This window comes from Staphylococcus sp. HMSC068C09 (assembly GCF_001813735.1).
GTDB lineage: Bacteria > Bacillota > Bacilli > Staphylococcales > Staphylococcaceae > Staphylococcus > Staphylococcus hominis.
Map to the genome: position 1 here is coordinate 62,966 of NZ_KV813733.1, position 17,479 is coordinate 80,444.

The 17,479-nt window shown below is 28.6% G+C and carries 19 protein-coding genes and 1 pseudogene; 7 read left to right on the forward strand and 13 right to left on the reverse strand.

What is annotated here, in order from left to right; genetic code table 11:
* Window positions 1-47: 47 nt before the first annotated feature.
* The 8 genes from HMPREF2930_RS01175 to HMPREF2930_RS01210 form a co-directional block, all read right to left on the reverse strand.
* Window positions 48-602: an HAAS signaling domain-containing protein gene (locus HMPREF2930_RS01175; RefSeq protein ID WP_017175261.1), complete on the reverse strand. Its 555-nt coding sequence runs from the start codon at window positions 600-602 to the stop codon at window positions 48-50.
* Between the two features lie 48 nt (window positions 603-650).
* The gene (locus tag HMPREF2930_RS01180) at window positions 651-1,136 is read right to left on the reverse strand and encodes a hypothetical protein (RefSeq protein ID WP_002450066.1); all 486 of its coding nucleotides are present in this window, start codon (window positions 1,134-1,136) and stop codon (window positions 651-653) included.
* A 145-nt stretch (window positions 1,137-1,281) separates the two neighbouring features.
* Window positions 1,282-2,010, reverse strand: coding sequence for a phenol-soluble modulin export ABC transporter permease subunit PmtD (locus HMPREF2930_RS01185; protein WP_017175262.1), 729 nt, complete (start codon window positions 2,008-2,010; stop codon window positions 1,282-1,284).
* Window positions 2,011-2,883 carry a phenol-soluble modulin export ABC transporter ATP-binding protein PmtC gene (locus HMPREF2930_RS01190; RefSeq protein ID WP_017175263.1) on the reverse strand — a complete coding sequence of 291 codons (873 nt, stop codon included), beginning with the start codon at window positions 2,881-2,883 and terminating at the stop codon, window positions 2,011-2,013. It lies immediately after the preceding gene.
* Between the two features lie 17 nt (window positions 2,884-2,900).
* Window positions 2,901-3,563, reverse strand: a complete 663-nt coding sequence (locus HMPREF2930_RS01195; RefSeq protein ID WP_017175264.1) for a phenol-soluble modulin export ABC transporter permease subunit PmtB — start codon at window positions 3,561-3,563, stop codon at window positions 2,901-2,903.
* The gene (locus tag HMPREF2930_RS01200) at window positions 3,560-4,459 is read right to left on the reverse strand and encodes a phenol-soluble modulin export ABC transporter ATP-binding protein PmtA (protein ID WP_017175265.1); all 900 of its coding nucleotides are present in this window, start codon (window positions 4,457-4,459) and stop codon (window positions 3,560-3,562) included. The genes HMPREF2930_RS01195 and HMPREF2930_RS01200 overlap by 4 nt, the downstream gene beginning before the upstream one ends.
* The gene (locus HMPREF2930_RS01205; RefSeq protein WP_002450053.1) at window positions 4,456-4,836 is read right to left on the reverse strand and encodes a PSM export ABC transporter transcriptional regulator PmtR; all 381 of its coding nucleotides are present in this window, start codon (window positions 4,834-4,836) and stop codon (window positions 4,456-4,458) included. The genes HMPREF2930_RS01200 and HMPREF2930_RS01205 overlap by 4 nt, the downstream gene beginning before the upstream one ends.
* 187 nt (window positions 4,837-5,023) lie before the next feature.
* On the reverse strand, window positions 5,024-5,200 hold the full coding sequence (locus HMPREF2930_RS01210) for an SE1626 family protein (protein ID WP_002455099.1): 177 nt from the start codon (window positions 5,198-5,200) through the stop codon (window positions 5,024-5,026).
* Window positions 5,201-5,669: 469 nt separating this feature from the next.
* Here HMPREF2930_RS01210 and HMPREF2930_RS01215 point away from each other — a divergent pair, with 469 nt between their 5' ends.
* Entirely contained in the window at window positions 5,670-6,956 is a 1,287-nt protein-coding gene (locus HMPREF2930_RS01215; protein ID WP_017175267.1) for an aminotransferase class I/II-fold pyridoxal phosphate-dependent enzyme, read from the forward strand.
* Window positions 6,957-7,006: 50 nt separating this feature from the next.
* Here HMPREF2930_RS01215 and HMPREF2930_RS01220 read toward each other — a convergent pair whose 3' ends face one another.
* The 4 genes and pseudogenes from HMPREF2930_RS01220 to groES form a co-directional block, all read right to left on the reverse strand.
* Complete coding sequence (locus HMPREF2930_RS01220; RefSeq protein ID WP_017175268.1) at window positions 7,007-7,678, reverse strand: type 1 glutamine amidotransferase; 672 nt, start codon at window positions 7,676-7,678, stop codon at window positions 7,007-7,009.
* Between the two features lie 181 nt (window positions 7,679-7,859).
* A pseudogene (locus tag HMPREF2930_RS01225) lies at window positions 7,860-8,069 on the reverse strand (hypothetical protein); the annotation flags it as partial.
* 518 nt (window positions 8,070-8,587) lie between these two features.
* Entirely contained in the window at window positions 8,588-10,207 is a 1,620-nt protein-coding gene (gene groL, locus HMPREF2930_RS01230) for a chaperonin GroEL (protein WP_017175271.1), read from the reverse strand.
* A 56-nt stretch (window positions 10,208-10,263) separates the two neighbouring features.
* Window positions 10,264-10,551 carry a co-chaperone GroES gene (gene groES, locus HMPREF2930_RS01235; protein ID WP_017175272.1) on the reverse strand — a complete coding sequence of 96 codons (288 nt, stop codon included), beginning with the start codon at window positions 10,549-10,551 and terminating at the stop codon, window positions 10,264-10,266.
* Between the two features lie 174 nt (window positions 10,552-10,725).
* On the opposite strand from groES, the gene mroQ reads away from it, so the two are divergent.
* Window positions 10,726-11,466, forward strand: coding sequence for an intramembrane glutamic endopeptidase MroQ (gene mroQ / locus HMPREF2930_RS01240; protein WP_037541691.1), 741 nt, complete (start codon window positions 10,726-10,728; stop codon window positions 11,464-11,466).
* 55 nt (window positions 11,467-11,521) lie between these two features.
* On the opposite strand, the gene HMPREF2930_RS01245 is transcribed toward mroQ, so the two are convergent.
* On the reverse strand, window positions 11,522-13,033 hold the full coding sequence (locus tag HMPREF2930_RS01245; RefSeq protein WP_017175274.1) for an SdrH family protein: 1,512 nt from the start codon (window positions 13,031-13,033) through the stop codon (window positions 11,522-11,524).
* Between the two features lie 177 nt (window positions 13,034-13,210).
* On the opposite strand from HMPREF2930_RS01245, the gene HMPREF2930_RS01250 reads away from it, so the two are divergent.
* The 5 genes from HMPREF2930_RS01250 (at window position 13,211) to agrC (ending at window position 17,475) form a co-directional block, all read left to right on the forward strand.
* Window positions 13,211-13,834 (forward strand): nitroreductase family protein, encoded by a 624-nt coding sequence (locus HMPREF2930_RS01250; RefSeq protein WP_017175275.1) that lies wholly within the window; start codon window positions 13,211-13,213, stop codon window positions 13,832-13,834.
* 130 nt (window positions 13,835-13,964) lie between these two features.
* Complete coding sequence (locus tag HMPREF2930_RS01255) at window positions 13,965-14,750, forward strand: carbon-nitrogen family hydrolase (protein ID WP_017175276.1); 786 nt, start codon at window positions 13,965-13,967, stop codon at window positions 14,748-14,750.
* A gap of 701 nt (window positions 14,751-15,451) precedes the next feature.
* The gene (locus tag HMPREF2930_RS01260) at window positions 15,452-16,018 is read left to right on the forward strand and encodes an accessory gene regulator AgrB (protein WP_017175277.1); all 567 of its coding nucleotides are present in this window, start codon (window positions 15,452-15,454) and stop codon (window positions 16,016-16,018) included.
* 2 nt (window positions 16,019-16,020) lie between these two features.
* Window positions 16,021-16,161, forward strand: coding sequence for a cyclic lactone autoinducer peptide AgrD (agrD, locus tag HMPREF2930_RS01265; RefSeq protein WP_017175278.1), 141 nt, complete (start codon window positions 16,021-16,023; stop codon window positions 16,159-16,161).
* A 24-nt stretch (window positions 16,162-16,185) separates the two neighbouring features.
* Window positions 16,186-17,475 carry a quorum-sensing sensor histidine kinase AgrC gene (agrC, locus tag HMPREF2930_RS01270; protein WP_017175279.1) on the forward strand — a complete coding sequence of 430 codons (1,290 nt, stop codon included), beginning with the start codon at window positions 16,186-16,188 and terminating at the stop codon, window positions 17,473-17,475.
* Window positions 17,476-17,479: the final 4 nt, after the last annotated feature.

Sequence of the window (17,479 nt, forward strand, 5' to 3'; positions counted from 1 at the left end):
AAAAAAAACAACAAATATAACTAATCCACTTATTGTTAATTTTTTCATCACTGGATTCTTCCTTTAATTATTTTTATATACCATGATAAATATTTTAAAACAAGTTTATATAAATTCTGAACAATTTTTATTATTGCAACGAACACTAATATACCTATACCAGCATAAGAAATACTATAAAGAAAATTACTTAAAGAGTCAGGAGTACCTTTAAGAATACTAATAATAATTAATAAGATAGGTAAACAAATAAGCACAATTGAAATGACGAAAACAAAGGCTAGAAATATTAAGAATATTATAATTGGGATAACAATTAAGAAGAAAGAAATAACGCCCAAACTTAATGATGCCATAATAGCTTTTACAATATTACGAAAGTTAGGTGTAACTTTAGCATGTGAAATTGCTTCTTTAGCTTTTATTTCTTTTCCAATAGTATAAGGATTTTTCAAATCATCTAATATTTGAGCATCTGTCTTGCCTTTTGTTTCTTGATTATAAAAGATATCTTCATATTCATTCATAACTTTATCTTTTTCTTTACGTGGTAAATCATCAAGTTCCGTTTCCAGTTCATTCAAAAAAGTAATTTTATCCATTTCTCTTTCACATACTTTCTTAAAACATAAATTTATTTTTATTAACTATCAACGACTAAAGAATTCAATTCGCTTAACAATATTATCTTTATATAAAATTGATAATTTCATGTGATGATCTTTATCAAGATACACTAAAGCATCATAACCTTTACCTACCTTATCTTTGTCATAGTTATAACCTAGATTATCTATAACAGCATCGATTTGGTCACCTATATGAACATCAAAATTTGTGTTAACAAAAGTATCTTTAACTAAGATAATTCCTTTAATTTTGTGATGTTTTTTCTTGACTTTTATTGTTAAATTTTTATATTTATTATGATTATAAAAAACATACCTATCTAATTTCACATGCTTATTTAAACTATATTCTGAGTTATCAAACGTTTCATTAAGCTTTAAATGATTAATTTCTACATCACTTAAATCAACCGTTTTTTCATTTTTATAAATTGTCAATCCTAGTACAACTAATAAAGAAATGACAATAAATAAAATTGAGATAACCCATCTATTTTGAATATGCAATAGGACCACCACTTATATACTTATTTTTTTTAATATATCATAACTATGATTATATTCAAAAAATATTAAAGTACCTTTCAATGCAAATAAAACTGGCGACAAAAATTGAACGTATCGTCGCCAGTTTTATTAAAAAGTTATTAATTTAAATGTCTCGTTTAGCAGCATAAAGTACATCAGCGATAAATAAAATAACAATAGATGCAATAGAAATGAACCATTGCCAATTCGTAAATTTAATACTACCTGATGATGATTTTTCTGTTAAGTAACTAAAAGGTATATATTTGAGTGATTTTTGAATATTATCGCCCCATTCAGGGATTAAGCCTAAAAATGGTTGTAAAAATGGTACGATAAACACTAAAAAGATACCTAATGTAAAAATGACTGCTGGTTTTTGGACAATTAAAGTAATTAAGAATAATAATAGTCCAAAAAATAGTAAGAAGATAAGATAGAACCAAATATTCGTTAGGAATTTATCTCCATTTAAATTTTTACCATCTGTAAAAGTCTGAATAACTAAAAGTGTAACATACGTGATAAGTGTAAATATGAACGAAAAAATAATAATCGAAATCGTTTTCGCTATCACATAACCTACTCTATTTTTCACTTTATTCATATAAAGTTGAATCGTTCCTTGAGAGTAGTCACGTGTAATTGTTTTAATAACAACGAGTAAACCAAAGAATAGAAACATCCAATTTGCCATTGGTAATATCATTGAATAATCGACTTTATCATTATTTTTTGCTAATAGTACAGTCATTGCTGTGATGATACCCCAGATACATATAAGCGCGATATATGTTAAATAACTTTTAAAAAAACTTAATATATCATATTTAACTAATTGTAAACTCTTCATCTAATGGTCACCTCTTTGATTAATATTAAAGTACGTATCTCGAAGCGAATTTTTACGTGTTTCAATATATTTAGGATACACATTAATATGTGCGAGCGCTTTAAGCAATGTTCGATAATCTCGTTCTGCTTTAATAAGAATTTCTCCATTTTGTTTATAAGAATGAATAACATTAAAATGTTCTTGTAAATAATTTAGCGCTTGATCAAAATCATCATTGTCCAACGTAATAGAGGTACTTTCTTCTGCACTACCATCTTTCATATTGACATCTTGAACGAAATGTCCATCTCTTAAAAAGACAGCTCTATCACAAATCAATTCGATGTCTTCTAATTTATGACTTGAAATAAGAATTTTCATATTTAATTCATTTACTAAAGATTGTATCGTTTCTAGAACATCGATTGAGCCATCTGGATCCATACCATTCGTAGGTTCATCCAAAATAAGATATTTTGGTTTGTTCATTAATGATACGGCAATCGCTAATTTTTGTTTCATACCCATTGAATATTTTTTAACTTTTTTCTTAATATAAGGACGCATACCAAAAGCATCTATAATTTTATCTGAATAGGCTTTATCAAATCCTTGACCAAGCACCTGAGCAAAGAGTCTTAAATTATAAAGCCCCGTTTTATTATCATAAAGTTTTGGATGTTCAATGAGATAGCCAATATTTTCATCATCTTTTAAATTAACTTTACCTTTGTAATTAATAATATTTCCATTCATCACTTTCATCAGTGTAGTTTTACCTACACCGTTTTTACCAATGAGTCCTACAATTTTGCTATCTCCAAAATCAAAATCTATATTGTCTAAAACATTATGATTACCGTATGTTTTAGTAATATTTTCTAATTTCATAAAAGTCCTCCTTTTTTCTAGCGACGATTAATACGTGCTATTTGAATAAAATAATTTATAACTAGCCAAATCACACTTATAATAACTAATCCAATACTTAAATATTTATTAAATACATTTGGATCAAGTGCATTATGAAAGATAAATAAATTAATAGTCAAAAAGATAAATGCAATTGCCATCGGTATAGCAAGTACCATTAAAATAATATAAACAGTGTAAGAAATATATTCTCTTTTTCTTTCTGTACTTTTACTAAAGGCAATAGGAATGCTAAATAAATTTACACTTAAAAATGAAAGTGCTGTTGAATAACGCAACTCATTTACCTGAATATTTGTTGATTGAAAATTATATAATCCAATAATCAATGTTCCTAAAATCGTTAATATAATACATGTCAGATAATTTGCATTAAGCAATTCTTTCTTAGTTATTGGTAAACTTTCATAAAAAAGATACGCCTCTTTTCCACCTAACCGTCTATGTACTCTAAATAATTGTCCTGAATCTAAAATGCTTATAATCATTAATGTAATGGCAAGTGGAATATATACAACGAAACCATAGCTTGTTTTTGAAAAAAATAGTGTATAAATAGGATTAATAACAATAAGCACTAAATAAATGATAAGCGTCCAACGTCTTAACTTAAAATTTCTTATTATTAGTTGCTTCATGTCATCAACCCGTTTCTATTTTGAGTTTCAACATCATTAGTTTCTTTCATTTTCTCAAGGTAAATCATTAATTCTTCAATCGTTGGATGTTTTATTTCAACTTGTTTTCCAAATAGTTCCTTAAATGTTTGACCATGTTTTGTAAAACCAACATAACCTGTATGCTTTTCTTCTTTATATAAAAGGAGTTGATTTAATTCATCATCTAAATCTTTGTTATCACCTTTTACGATAAAATATTTCTCTTTTATATCATCACAATAGCCTTCAAGTACAAGATTGCCTGTTTTTATATATACAAGATAGTCTGCTATTTTTTCTAAGTCTGAAATAATATGAGTCGAAATAAAAACCGTTTTATTTTCATCTATTAATTCTTGCTGCAATATTTCTAGAACTTCATTTCTTACAATTGGATCTAAACCTGCTGTTGGTTCATCCAATATAAATAACTCAGCGTGGTGACTTAAAGCAATGGCTAAAGATAACTTCATTTTCATTCCACTAGAGAAATGCTTAATTTTAAGATGACTTGGTATATTGAATCGCTCTAAATACTGATGGAATATATGACTATCCCACTTAGAATAGAAAGGAGAAATCATATTTTCTAGTTTTTTTATATTCCATTGTTGGTTGAAATACATTTCTGAGTAAACAAAACCAATTTTATTTTTGATCCATTTTGCCGACTCTTTCATTTGTCGTCCTAAGATTTTAATTTCTCCAGTATTAGGTTCAAGCAAATCCATCATTAATCGAATCATTGTTGTCTTGCCAGCACCATTACTCCCAATAAAGCCCGTAACAAACCCTTGAGGAATACTGAATGAAAGATCTTTGATTTGGAAAGTTTTAGTGTTATAACTTACGTGTTTAACTTCAATCGCTTTCATTCATCTTCCTCCTCGTAAATTAAAGCTAAAACTTCATTTAATTCTTTTAGAGGCATACCAATTGTTTTTGCTTCTTTTACCATGGAACGTGCAAGATGTTCAATTACAAAAAATTGTTTTTCTTTTAAAATTGAACTGTCTTGTTCTTTTACGAATGTTCCTTTACCTCTTATTGTTGTGACAAACCCTTCTTTTTCCAAATCTTCATAGGCACGCTTTGTTGTAATTAAACTGACTTGCAAATCTTTCGCCAGTTCCCTCATAGATGGTAAGTGACTTCCAGCTTCAACGTAACCTTTTAATATATTTTCTTTAATTTGTTGTTTAATTTGTTCATAAATGGGCTGTTCACTGGTGTTTTTTAGAATAACTTTCATTTATGTCCCCCTTTACAACTGTATATAAATAATATATACAGTATATACAGATTTGTAAAGTGAAATAATAAAAATAAGATAAAATCAGTATTCTTAAGACATAAGTTGTATATACACTATAAACATAGTTAAACAAAAAAACTATGATACAGTATTACAGTGGTAATTGCATCATAGTTTTCATATGTTACTTTTTATTTTTACGTCTGTCATTGCTACGATTAATAAATGCACATATCATAAACATAATGGCAGCCAATAATAACTTTATACCTTGACTTTCATGTCCAGTGGCTTGTAGATAATATCCAATGACAAACAAAACAATAGCTAAACCTACAAAAATTTTTGTTAGGTGTTTCATCATTTTTAGTCACCTCATTATGATAATTATATCAAATTTTTTATTTTATATGCATTAATCATTTATTTAATTAAAATTGAATTGTATATGCTCTATGTTAAGATAGTGTTATATCCACAAATTACATTACACACCCCTTAACTTGCCACATCAAGTTAAGGGGTTTTTGTGTAAGGCCATCTTATTTATTTTTCCACTTAGTTTCTAACCAAACTCGAAATATAATAAGCATACTCCCTGTTATAAGTGTGACTAAACCTTCTAATAACCACGACATTACACTACACCTCCACAAAGTAAAGTGTCATATCTCATGATGACCTATATATATTTTAACACACAAACAGAACATATGTTCCGTTTGTGAATAAAACACTTCTCTGATTTATTTTTTATTAGAAAACTTTATATTTTGTTTAATTCAAGATAATATATAATGTGAATAACAATTTAAAGCGAGGTTATGAAAATGAATCCTTTAGCACAACATTTAAACGATCAACTAGTCGATGACAGTCCTGAAATATTAAGCATGTTATCGAGATTAGGTCAATCTATGTTTTATCCCAAAGGTATTCTGTCTCAGTCTGCAGAAGCCAAATCAACAAAATACAATGCAACAATTGGTATGGCAACTAATGATAAAGGAAAAATGTATGCAGACACATTATTTGATGTCTACAATCATCTTTCTCCGGATGAGATTTTCCCATATGCTCCGCCACAAGGAATTGAAACTTTAAGAGATTTATGGCAACAAAAAATGTTAAAAGAAAATCCTAGTTTAAAAGCTTCATCTATAAGCCGTCCAATCGTGACGAATGCATTAACACATGGTTTATCTTTAGTTGCTGACTTATTTGTAAATGATGAAGATACAATTTTATTACCAACACATAACTGGGGAAACTATAAACTTATTTTTAATACAAGACATAATGCAAATATTGAAACTTATGCTATTTTCGATCAAGATGGACATTATACAACAAATTCACTTGTATCTACTTTAGATAATTTTAAACAAGATAAAGCAATTATTATCTTAAATTATCCTAATAATCCAACAGGCTATACACCTACTCAAGAAGAAGTTCATACAATTGTCTCAGCAATTGAACGCTTAGCAGAAAAAGGAACTAAGGTGATTACAGTCGTAGATGATGCATACTATGGTTTATTTTATGAAGATGTCTATACACAATCTATTTTTACTGCAATTACTCAATTAGATTCAAAAAACATTCTACCGATACGCCTTGACGGTGCAACTAAAGAATTTTTTGCTTGGGGTTTACGTGTTGGCTTCCTTACATTTGGATTAAATAATCAAAAAGCTAAAGACGTATTAGAGGCTAAAGTTAAAGGATTAATTAGAAGTAATATTTCAAGTGGAGCAATGCCTTCTCAAAGTGCAATTAAATATATACTAGAGAACCATGAACAATTTGATAAAGAAATACAAGCTAATGTAAAAACACTACAAGAGCGTTATGAAGTAACAAAAGAAGTAGTTTATGATGAAAAATATAAACAACATTGGCAAGCATATGATTTTAACTCTGGATACTTTATGGCACTTAAAGTAATCGGTGTTAACCCTGAAGAACTTCGTGTTCATTTAATCGATAAATACTCAATTGGTATTATTGCACTTAATGATACAGATATTCGTATTGCTTTTAGTTGTGTTGAAAAAAACGATATTCCACATGTTTTTGATTCTATTGCTAAAGCAATTGATGACTTAAAATAACATAAAAGTATAATAGCGAGAGACCTAACTAGGAAGGCTCTCGCTATTTTTTAATGACTTGTAATAAAATCTAATAATTTAAACATTACTTCTTTATTCTCTTTTGGTACTTCTTGGTTAAGAATCTGTTCTGACGTTTGATTTAATACGGAATCAACCGCGTATGAAGCATCATTCATGACAATCTCTTTTATATCATGAGCACTTGATTCAAAATGAAATTGTAGTCCGATAATATTATTATTCAAAATAAATCCTTGATTTTTTAAATATTGACTTGAAAATAATAATTGTGCATTTTTAGGTATATAAAATGTTTCTTCATGCCAATGTAATGCCATCAATTCTTTTGGAATATTAGGAATGATGGATGACTCAAGATAAACTTTATTCCAACCGACTTCTTTTACTGGAGATTTTCCTACAGTATATCCTAGTGCTTTAGTAATTTGTTGAGCGCCAAAACATATACCAAATATTGGCTTATTTTGCTGTATTAAATTGCGAATTAATTCTCTTTCTTCAAAAATCCATTTATCCTCATTATTAGGACTCATGGGTCCTCCTAAAATAATAAGTAAATCTGTTTCTTTAACATTGGGAATGATACCGCCATTAAAATAAGGATGATAAATATATAATTCATGGTGATGCTCGGTAGCCCAATCTCTGATAACTCCAGGACCTTCATTAGGGGTATGTTGTAAAATATTAATCCTCATTGCTGATTCTCCTTTAAAAGTCAATGTTTATTTATATCTTTGATATCATTATACTTCGAAACACTTAAAATAAATATCATAAAAATTATATAATTTTTATATTTAAAAACTTTTATAATAAATCCAATATATATAAAGAATCTAAGACAATCATTTTTTGCCATAGACTCCAATATAAAACTCATACTTTTCTATTTCCTATTAAGTCACTATAGTATTTAATAGGGTTCATTCCATCTTTCCATGTAGTATAAATCAGTGTTCCACCTTGTTTTTTGAATTTTTCATTACTAGCACCACGTTCAAATGAAGACGCTAGTTCAATATTCATATTAGGATTAACATTTAATAAATTTGCATACTATTTAGCCCACACATCACCTTTAACTGGATCATTTTGAATTAACTAATCAATATTTCAGTACAGATTCACTCTATAATCAAAACCGTCAGAAAATTAAATAACAACATAAATATAAAAAGCAAGAATTCTTTTATCACTATATTAATCTATATTATTATTTTGATTATTAAATTTAGCATTTTTATTTATTATCTTTTTCTTTTTTTCAATTTGTATATTAAATAAAATTGTTGAAAATCAAAAGATGTAAAATTTCGACAAGTTTTATGTAAAAAATATTTAAATTATATTTAAAGATATCAGTAAAGCTAAACAAATAATTAAAGAATATGTCCATTTTTTTAATATAAAAAACTAACATTAAAAATGGCTGATTTTGCATAAAACAAAACCAACCATATCTTTTAATTATTTACTTGTCTATTTGACAAAGCACACTTCAAAATGAACTTATCAGTCTTTTTATTATATTTCCTAAATTTCTATAACTAAATTATGACCAGTAAAAACACAAAACATTGATATATCAACATTTATAGGCGTTTTTACATCATACCTGGCATACCGCCCATTGCAGCATTATCATTACTTTCAGGCTCTGGGATATTTGCAACTACCGCTTCAGTAGTTAAGAACATTGCAGCAACACTTGCAGCGTGTTGTAAAGCTGAACGTGTTACCTTAGTAGGATCTACAATACCTTCTTCAAGCATATTCACCCACTCGTTTGTAGCAGCATTGAATCCGACACCTGCATCAGCATGTTTAAGTCTTTCAACAATAACTGAACCTTCTAATCCAGCATTTTCAGCAATTTGACGTACTGGTGCTGATAAAGCTTTAAGTACAATATTAACACCTGTCGCAACATCGCCTTCCGCTTCTATTTTTTCAACTTTATTATAGATATTAACTAATGCTGTACCGCCACCTGCAACAATACCTTCTTCAACTGCAGCGCGTGTAGAATTTAACGCATCTTCAATACGTAATTTACGTTCTTTTAATTCTGTTTCAGAAGCAGCACCTACTTTTATCACTGCTACGCCACCAGCTAATTTAGCAAGACGTTCTTGTAATTTTTCTCTATCAAAGTCTGAATCAGTTTCTTCAATTTGTGCTTTGATTTGACTTACACGTGCATCAATACTGTTATCGTCTCCATCACCATCAACAACAGTTGTATTATCTTTTGTTACTTCTACTTTATTTGCAGTACCTAACATATCAATAGAAGCATCTTTTAATTCTAATCCTAAATCATCTGTAATCACTGTTGCGCCAGTCAATATTGCTAAATCTTCTAACATTGCTTTACGACGATCACCAAAGCCAGGTGCTTTAACAGCTACAGCAGTGAATGTTCCTCTCATGCGGTTTAATACAATATTTGTTAATGCATCACCTTCGACTTCATCTGCCACAATTAAGATTGGTCGACTTGATTGAACAACTTGTTCTAATAAAGGTAGTATATCTTGGAATGATGAAATTTTCTTATCTGTAACTAAAATATATGGTCTTTCTAATTCCGCAATCATTTTATCAGAATCTGTTACCATATATGGAGATTGATAACCTCTATCAAATTGCATACCTTCTACAACTTCTAGTTCCGTATCAAGTCCATTAGATTCTTCAATTGTAATAACACCGTCATTACCTACTTTGTCCATTGCTTCAGAAATATATTTACCAATTTCTTCATCAGCAGCAGAAATTGCACCTACTTGTGCGATTTCATTTTTATTTTCAACTTTTTGAGAAATATCATGTAATGCTTCAACTGCTACTCTGACTGCTTTATCAATGCCTTCACGTAAACCAACTGGATTTGCACCACTTGTTACGTTTTTCAAACCTTCTTGAATCATTGCTTGTGCTAATACTGTAGCAGTTGTAGTACCATCACCAGCAATTTCATTTGTTTTATTTGCTACTTCTTGAACTAATTTAGCACCCATATTTTCATATGGATCTTCTAATTCAATTTCTTTGGCAATTGTTACACCATCGTTTGTAATTAAAGGTGCAACATATTCTTTATCTAATACAACATTTCGACCTTTAGGACCAATTGTTACTTTAACAGCGTTTGCTAGTTTATCCACACCACGTAACATCGCTTGTCGAGCATCTTCTGAAAATTTAAGATCTTTAGCCATCTATACGACCTCCATTAATATTAATCATTTTTTTGACAATTTTTATATAGTTATTTTTACTTTTCTATAATTGCTAATATATCTTCTACATTTAAAATTAAATAAGTTTCTTCTCCACGTTTAATCTCTGATCCAGCATATTCTTGAAATACTACTGAATCACCTTCTTTTACTTCGGGAGCAACTGTCTCACCATTATCAAGAAGACGTCCGCTGCCTACCGCAACTACAACACCTTCGTTAGATTTTTCTTTTGCGCTATCAGTTAAAACGATTCCACTTTTAGTTGTTTCTTCTTGTTCTTTTCTTTCGATAATCACACGGTTTCCTAATGGTTTAAGCATGATTGTTCCTCCTTAGCAGGGTCTATTTAGCACTTTAATATAATGAGTGCTAACCTAATTTTTATAATAATCAAATTTGGTCAATATTTCAAGTAAAAACATTCTCTTACTTTTGTACATCTGAGTTTTTTACGATAAAATAAGAATTATTGATATTTAATCTGGAGGTTTCAAATGGCAAGAATTTGGGTGGCAATACTAACATTATTTATATACGCTTTAGCACAATTTTTACCCTTAGTTCTAGCACAGACGCCTATATTTAATCGTTTATCAGGTATGGCTTTAGCTAGGGCTGGAGTGTATACTCAAGTTATCTTATTTATACTTGCAGCAATTTTAATCATCTTTCTTCATTTCAAAATTAAGAATCCTACAAACTTAGAGCAAGAACATAAAGAATCAAAACGTTATATTATCCCATGGGCTGTACTTGGCTTTTTCATAGTTATGTTATATCAAGTTATTGTAGGTGTGATTAACATATGGATTTTCGGTCAACCACAACAAAGTCCAAATACTCAACGAATAATGGCTGTAGCAAAACAACTCCCTATTTTTATTATATTAATTTCTGTTGTAGGCCCTATTTTAGAAGAATATGTATTTAGAAAAGTGTTCTTTGGTGAACTATATGATCGAATTAAAGGAAATAGAATCATTGCCTTCTTAATTGCTTCTATCGTAAGTTCTTTACTTTTTGCATTAGCGCATAATGATATTAAATTTATTCTTATTTATTTTGGTATGGGGATGATACTTTCATTAGCTTATACTTTAACAAAACGAATTTCTGTTCCGATACTTATTCATATGTTTCAAAATGGCTTCGTTGTAGTAATGCAAATTTTCCTTGGCGATTCATTAAATCATTTAAAACAACAAACTCAATTTATTATTCATTTGTGTAACTAGCACATAATTTATCTTAATAAATAAAAGCATCGAATGCTCTAGACATTTGATGCTTTTACTTTTTTTTCGTTTTTAACTTTTGATATACATAAATTATCATTACAGTGGAAGATATTAAAATTAAAGTAGGAATCAGTATCATATTCAAAGTTTTTATATATGATTTTGATTCTGTTTTTTTATGAGAAGAAGTAATGACTTTTTTGTGTTGTTCTTCTTCCACTTCATCTTTATGAATTGTTTTTGGCTTTTTTAAATCAGGCATAGAGCCAATGTCATTTGTAATTAATGATAAAACTTGCTCATCTAAATTTTTATAATATTCTTTAGCATTAAGTGGATTAAAATATTGAAATCTAAAGTATTGAGAATCCTCTTGTAATATATTTAGATTTTGATTATCAAATTTTTGTTTCTTAATTAAATGATTAAAATCTTTATTTGTTATTTTTTCACCATTATCATCTAAATGATTAACCTTATTAATAATATAAGGGTTGTACTTATAAGCACCTTTTGCATATTGATTAAACCTATTTAAGATATTTTCTGAAAATCTTGACTCTATTTGATATATATTTGGATAAGTGGATTCTTTTCTTCTATCACTTTGAAAATATAGATTATTTTGCTTTAAATGTGTTGGTTCAAAGTTATTATGATTGTTTTCAACTAGTTGTCGTGAAAATAATTGGTTAAACATTGTTTTTGAAACACTATTTTGAGACTTACCCTTTTGATAATTAGTGTTTGAGTAAACATTGGATGAAGTATTATCGTTATATGGTTGTATGATTTGATTTTGTTTCGACTTCATTGATTTAGACATTACATTTTGATGTTCTTCTTGCTTAAAAATAGTTGAATCCTCATTTTTATAATTTTTACTTTTTTGTGCTGTTTTATATTTATTATGATTTTTTTCTTCAGAAGATGACGTGTTATTTTTATGAATATGTTCTATTCCACTCTTTTGTTGATTCTTATCATTAACTTTTTCTTTTTTTGGTTCTTCTATGCTATCAGTTTCCTTGTTCGTTTCATGTGCTTTCTCTGTTTTTGGTTCTTCAGGTTTATTAGTTTCGTTACTTTCTTGTTGTGATTCTTCTGCTTTTGATTCTTCCTTACTGTTAGTTTCGTTGCTTTCTTGTTGTGATTCTTCTGTTTTTGATTCTTCCTTACTGTTAGTTTCGTTGCTTTCTTCTTGCGATTCTTCTGCCTTTGATTCTTCCTTACTGTTAGTTTCGTTGCTTTCTTGTTGTGATTCTTCTGTTTTTGATTCTTCCTTACTGTTAGTTTCGTTACTTTCTTGTTGTGGTTCTTCTGCTTTTGATTCTTCTGTGTTGCTAGTTTCATCGCTAGTATGATTAAATTCGTTTATGTTTTCATTTTCATTACTGAGTTTAATTTTAGAATGCTGAGTGTCAGAAGTTTTTTGTAGGTTTACTTTCTGATCTACGTCTTCACTCTCTATATTAGAAGAGGTTTCAGCATAACTATAGTGACTGAATATAGTTGCACTTATAGCAAAAATAAGACTTGTTCGAATAACGTTTTGTTTTATCATTCTGAGACCTCCTCTTATTTTTAACAGTTTTAGTATAAAGAATAAAAAAATATCATGCATGTATATAAACAAATTGATAAAGAATATTAATATTTATGAAATTTTTTGTTATATAATAATTTACTTATTCTAGTATAAATTTTATACTGGATATATATTAAAAAAGGATATTATCTGATGGGATTATTTGATAAAGAAAACACAAAACCATTTTTAACTGAAGTTGAAAACAGACGTACAATTTATAAAACTAAAACATCTATTTCTATTAGTGATGAAGAATTAGAGGAATTGATTGAACATATTGTAAAATATATGCCTTCAGCTTTTAATTCACAATCAACACGTATTGTTTTATTACTTAACGATCAACATATTAAATTCTGGGAAAACGCTAAAACTGTACTCAAAGATGTAATAGGACCAGATCGCGACTTTGAACCTACAGATCAAAGAATTAATGGTTTCGAGCATGCCTACGGAACTATTTTATATTTTGAAGATGAAGATGTGATAAAATCATTACAAGAACAAATGCCATCATATGCTGATAATTTTGCTAATTGGGCTGTTCAAACAAATGCTATGTATCAATACGCCATTTGGACTGCACTAAGTTCAAAAGGTATCGGTGCATCGTTACAACACTATAATCCACTAGTTGATCAAATTACAGCACAAACATTTGATATTCCAGCATCATGGAAACTTGTAGCACAAATGCCATTTGGTGATATTGAAGAACAAGCTGGTGAAAAAGAAATTCACCCTACTGATCAACGATTTATTATTAAAAAATAATAAATTTAAACTTATCAATGAAGTATATTTCAATTAAGTCATTTTACCTTAATTGTAATGTGCTTCATTTTGCTTTTCATAGCTAAATTTAGTAAATTGAAATTATTAAGCAGGTTGAGGAGTGGTTAAAGTGAAAATACAAATATTCCAATTTTATGTCGAATATGGAAATGTTGAGAAAAATGAACAAAAAATTTCAGAATGGTTTAATACTCAATTAGATGCTGATACTGAAGTTGTTGTGTTACCAGAAATGTGGAACAATGGCTATGCTTTAGAAAAATTAAATGAAAAAGCAGATCAAGCATTATCACGTAGTTTTCCTTTCATTTCGAATCTTGCTCAAACATATCAAGTTGATATCGTCGCAGGATCTGTTTCAAATAAACGAAATAATAAAGTTTATAATACTGCTTTTACTGTTTCTAAAGAAGGCCGTCGTATTAACAAATATGATAAAGTTCATTTAGTTCCAATGCTAAATGAACCAGAATTTTTAGAAGATGGAAAAACAGTTCCAGAACCATTTACTTTATCATCAGGTGCGCTCGCCACTCAAATTATATGCTATGACTTAAGATTTCCTGAATTACTAAGATATCCCTCTAGAGAAGGTGCTCAAATCGCATTTTATGTCGCCGAATGGCCAACATCTCGCCTTAATCATTGGAGAAGCTTACTTCAAGCTAGAGCGATAGAAAATGATATTTTCATCGTCGCATGTAATGGCACAGGTCATGATGGAAATACTGAATACGCTGGACATTCAATGGTTATCAATCCTAATGGAGATATTCTTGATGAGTTAAACAGAGAAGAAGATACTATTTCAGTTGATATCAACATTCAAGAAGTATCACGTCAAAGAGATGCTATTCCAATCTTTAGAAATTTAAAACCTCATTTATATAAATAAAAAAAGTCGTGAGCTTGGGAGAGACTCACGACTTTTAATTAAGGGAATGTTTTACAGTTATTTTTCAATTTTTTGGGGATGTTATTAATTATGAAAAATTACATTGCATAACAATGTTTTGATAGCTTGCATATTGAAAATAATTACCTTCTATTCAGAATAGCTAAGTTAATTATTTTCTACTGAGTTAACACTTCAGCGAGTATTATGCATTTTTCATCAATAAGTTGGGATAACTTATTAATGAATAGAACTACACGAAGAAATAAATAAATGAAATATTTCACTATGAAAATCGTTATTATCGAATAACCCATTGGTCTCGATCATCACAAATACATAGTCAAACTACACAAACATTCCTTACAACTCATCGATAAATCAACTTTTAATTTCGCAACTACTAACAAAATCAAAAAAAGATTTATTCGAATAAAACAAAGACTAACAATTTAAAGACTAAGATTATTAAGTTTATATCACTTTAATGTGATATGAGTATATTAAAACATAACATTCATTTAAGTTATTAAAAATTTCTTAACTTGCATCTTTTTCTACTAAACTGTTTATTTTTATATGGTAAAATATGAGTTATCGAATTACTTTTACAGTTAAGTATTAAATTTTAACAGTTAAGCATTATTTTACAGACTAATTGCACAAAATTGTATAATATAGTCAAGGAGAGTGGCACAATATTGAAAGCAATTGATGATAAAATTGAGCACTTTGCATCTTATTTACAAGAGAAAAACAACCTTGATCATATCCAATTCTTAAAAGTACGATTAGGCATGCAAGTGGTTGTTAGTAATATTGCTAAAACAATTGTGACATATGGTGCTGCGCTCATATTCCATACATTTTTGTATACTTTAATCACACACATTAGTTATTTTTTAATTCGACACAATGCACACGGAGCGCATGCAAAGTCTACTTTGCTATGCCATATTCAAAATTTAATTTTATTTGTTGGTTTACCATGGCTCATTGCTTACTATCATATTAATACGGGTATCATGTATAGTGTTAGTGGTATTGCATTATTACTGATTATTATTTATGCACCAGCTGCCACTAAGAAACAACCCATACCCGAACGACTAAAACCTCGCAAAAAAATAAAGTCTATTATTTTAGTAGTGGTTTTAATCATTATTTCTATTATAGTACCAGAGCCATATAAACAATTAATTTTATTAGGTATGATACTTGAAAGTACAACACTATTACCATTCTTTTTTCCTAGGGAGGATTATTAATTATGACATTTATTACAGATTTATTCATTAAACTATTCTCATTAATCTTAGAAACTGTTGGTACACTTGCCACTTATTCAACATGCTATGGATATTTCGATGAATCAGAAGTTCCTGAAGAGTTAACAAATTTAGAAAGATAGTATTTGTCAGAAAGTGTGTGACTTATGAATTTGTTTGAAAACTTAGCTTTGCCTTTTTTTCAAAGTTTTCTTTTATTTTTAATTGCAAAAATTATTTTAGATATTAAATATAATTTAAGGGATTATTTAATCATTTTTGCGATTATAATCCCTTCTGCTTTTTTGTATTACTTTTTTGGCAGTTTTCTATTATTATTTTTACTTATTAGTTGTGTAATATTTTTATATTTAAAAGTAAAGTTATATTCTATTTTAGCTGTCCTAAGTAGTGCAATCTTAATGTTTTTAAGTAACTTTATAGGTTTTTTTATATCAATTTTCTTGCGATTCTATATTAGTAATACTATTTTAGTTGCTATTTCTTATACTATATTTTTTTCATTTATTTCTATTATCCTAGGTTATTCTTTTAAATTTCTGTTTAAAAGACTTAAAAAATCTTATTTAGCAATTAACAAAACTTATTTACTTGTTATTTCTATAGTATTAGTTTCATCATTTATGATACTTTCTACGTATTCTCAAATACCTAAGAGTAGTGAAACAACTTTAAAAGGTTATGCTTTAATTTTTATTAGTATACTTCTCTTTTTCGCCATTGTTATTATATTAATATCGATAAACACATTAAGAGAAATGCGTTATAAGCAAAGTTTGGAAGAAATTGAAACGTATTATGAATACACACTACAAATAGAATCGATTAATAATGAAATGCGTAAGTTTAGACATGATTACGTCAATATTCTTACTACAATGTCAGAATACATAAGAGAAAATGATATGGATGGTTTAAAGACATATTTTAATGACAATATTGTTCCTATGAAAGATAACCTTCAAATGAACTCAATCAAAATTAATGGTACGGATAATTTAAAAGTGCGTGCTATTAAAGGATTAGTAACAACTAAAATTTTACAAGCTCAAGAAAAAAATATACCTATTAGTATTGAAGTGCCAGAGTTAATTGATCATATTGAGATGAATACAGTTGATTTAAGCCGTATCATTGGGATTATCATTGATAACGCTATTGAGGCTTCAGAAGAATTAGAAGATGCCTTAATTAGAATTGCATTCATCAATGTCGAAACGTCAGTCATGTTTATTGTTATGAATAAATGTAAAGAAGATATGCCGAAAATCCATGAATTATTTCAAGATTCCTTTTCAACTAAAGGAGATAACAGAGGACTTGGTCTAACGACTTTAAAAGACATTACTGATACTACTGAAAACGTGTTACTTGATACTACTATAGAAAATGGCTACTTCGTTCAAAAAGTAGAAATTATAAATAATATGCCATAAGGAT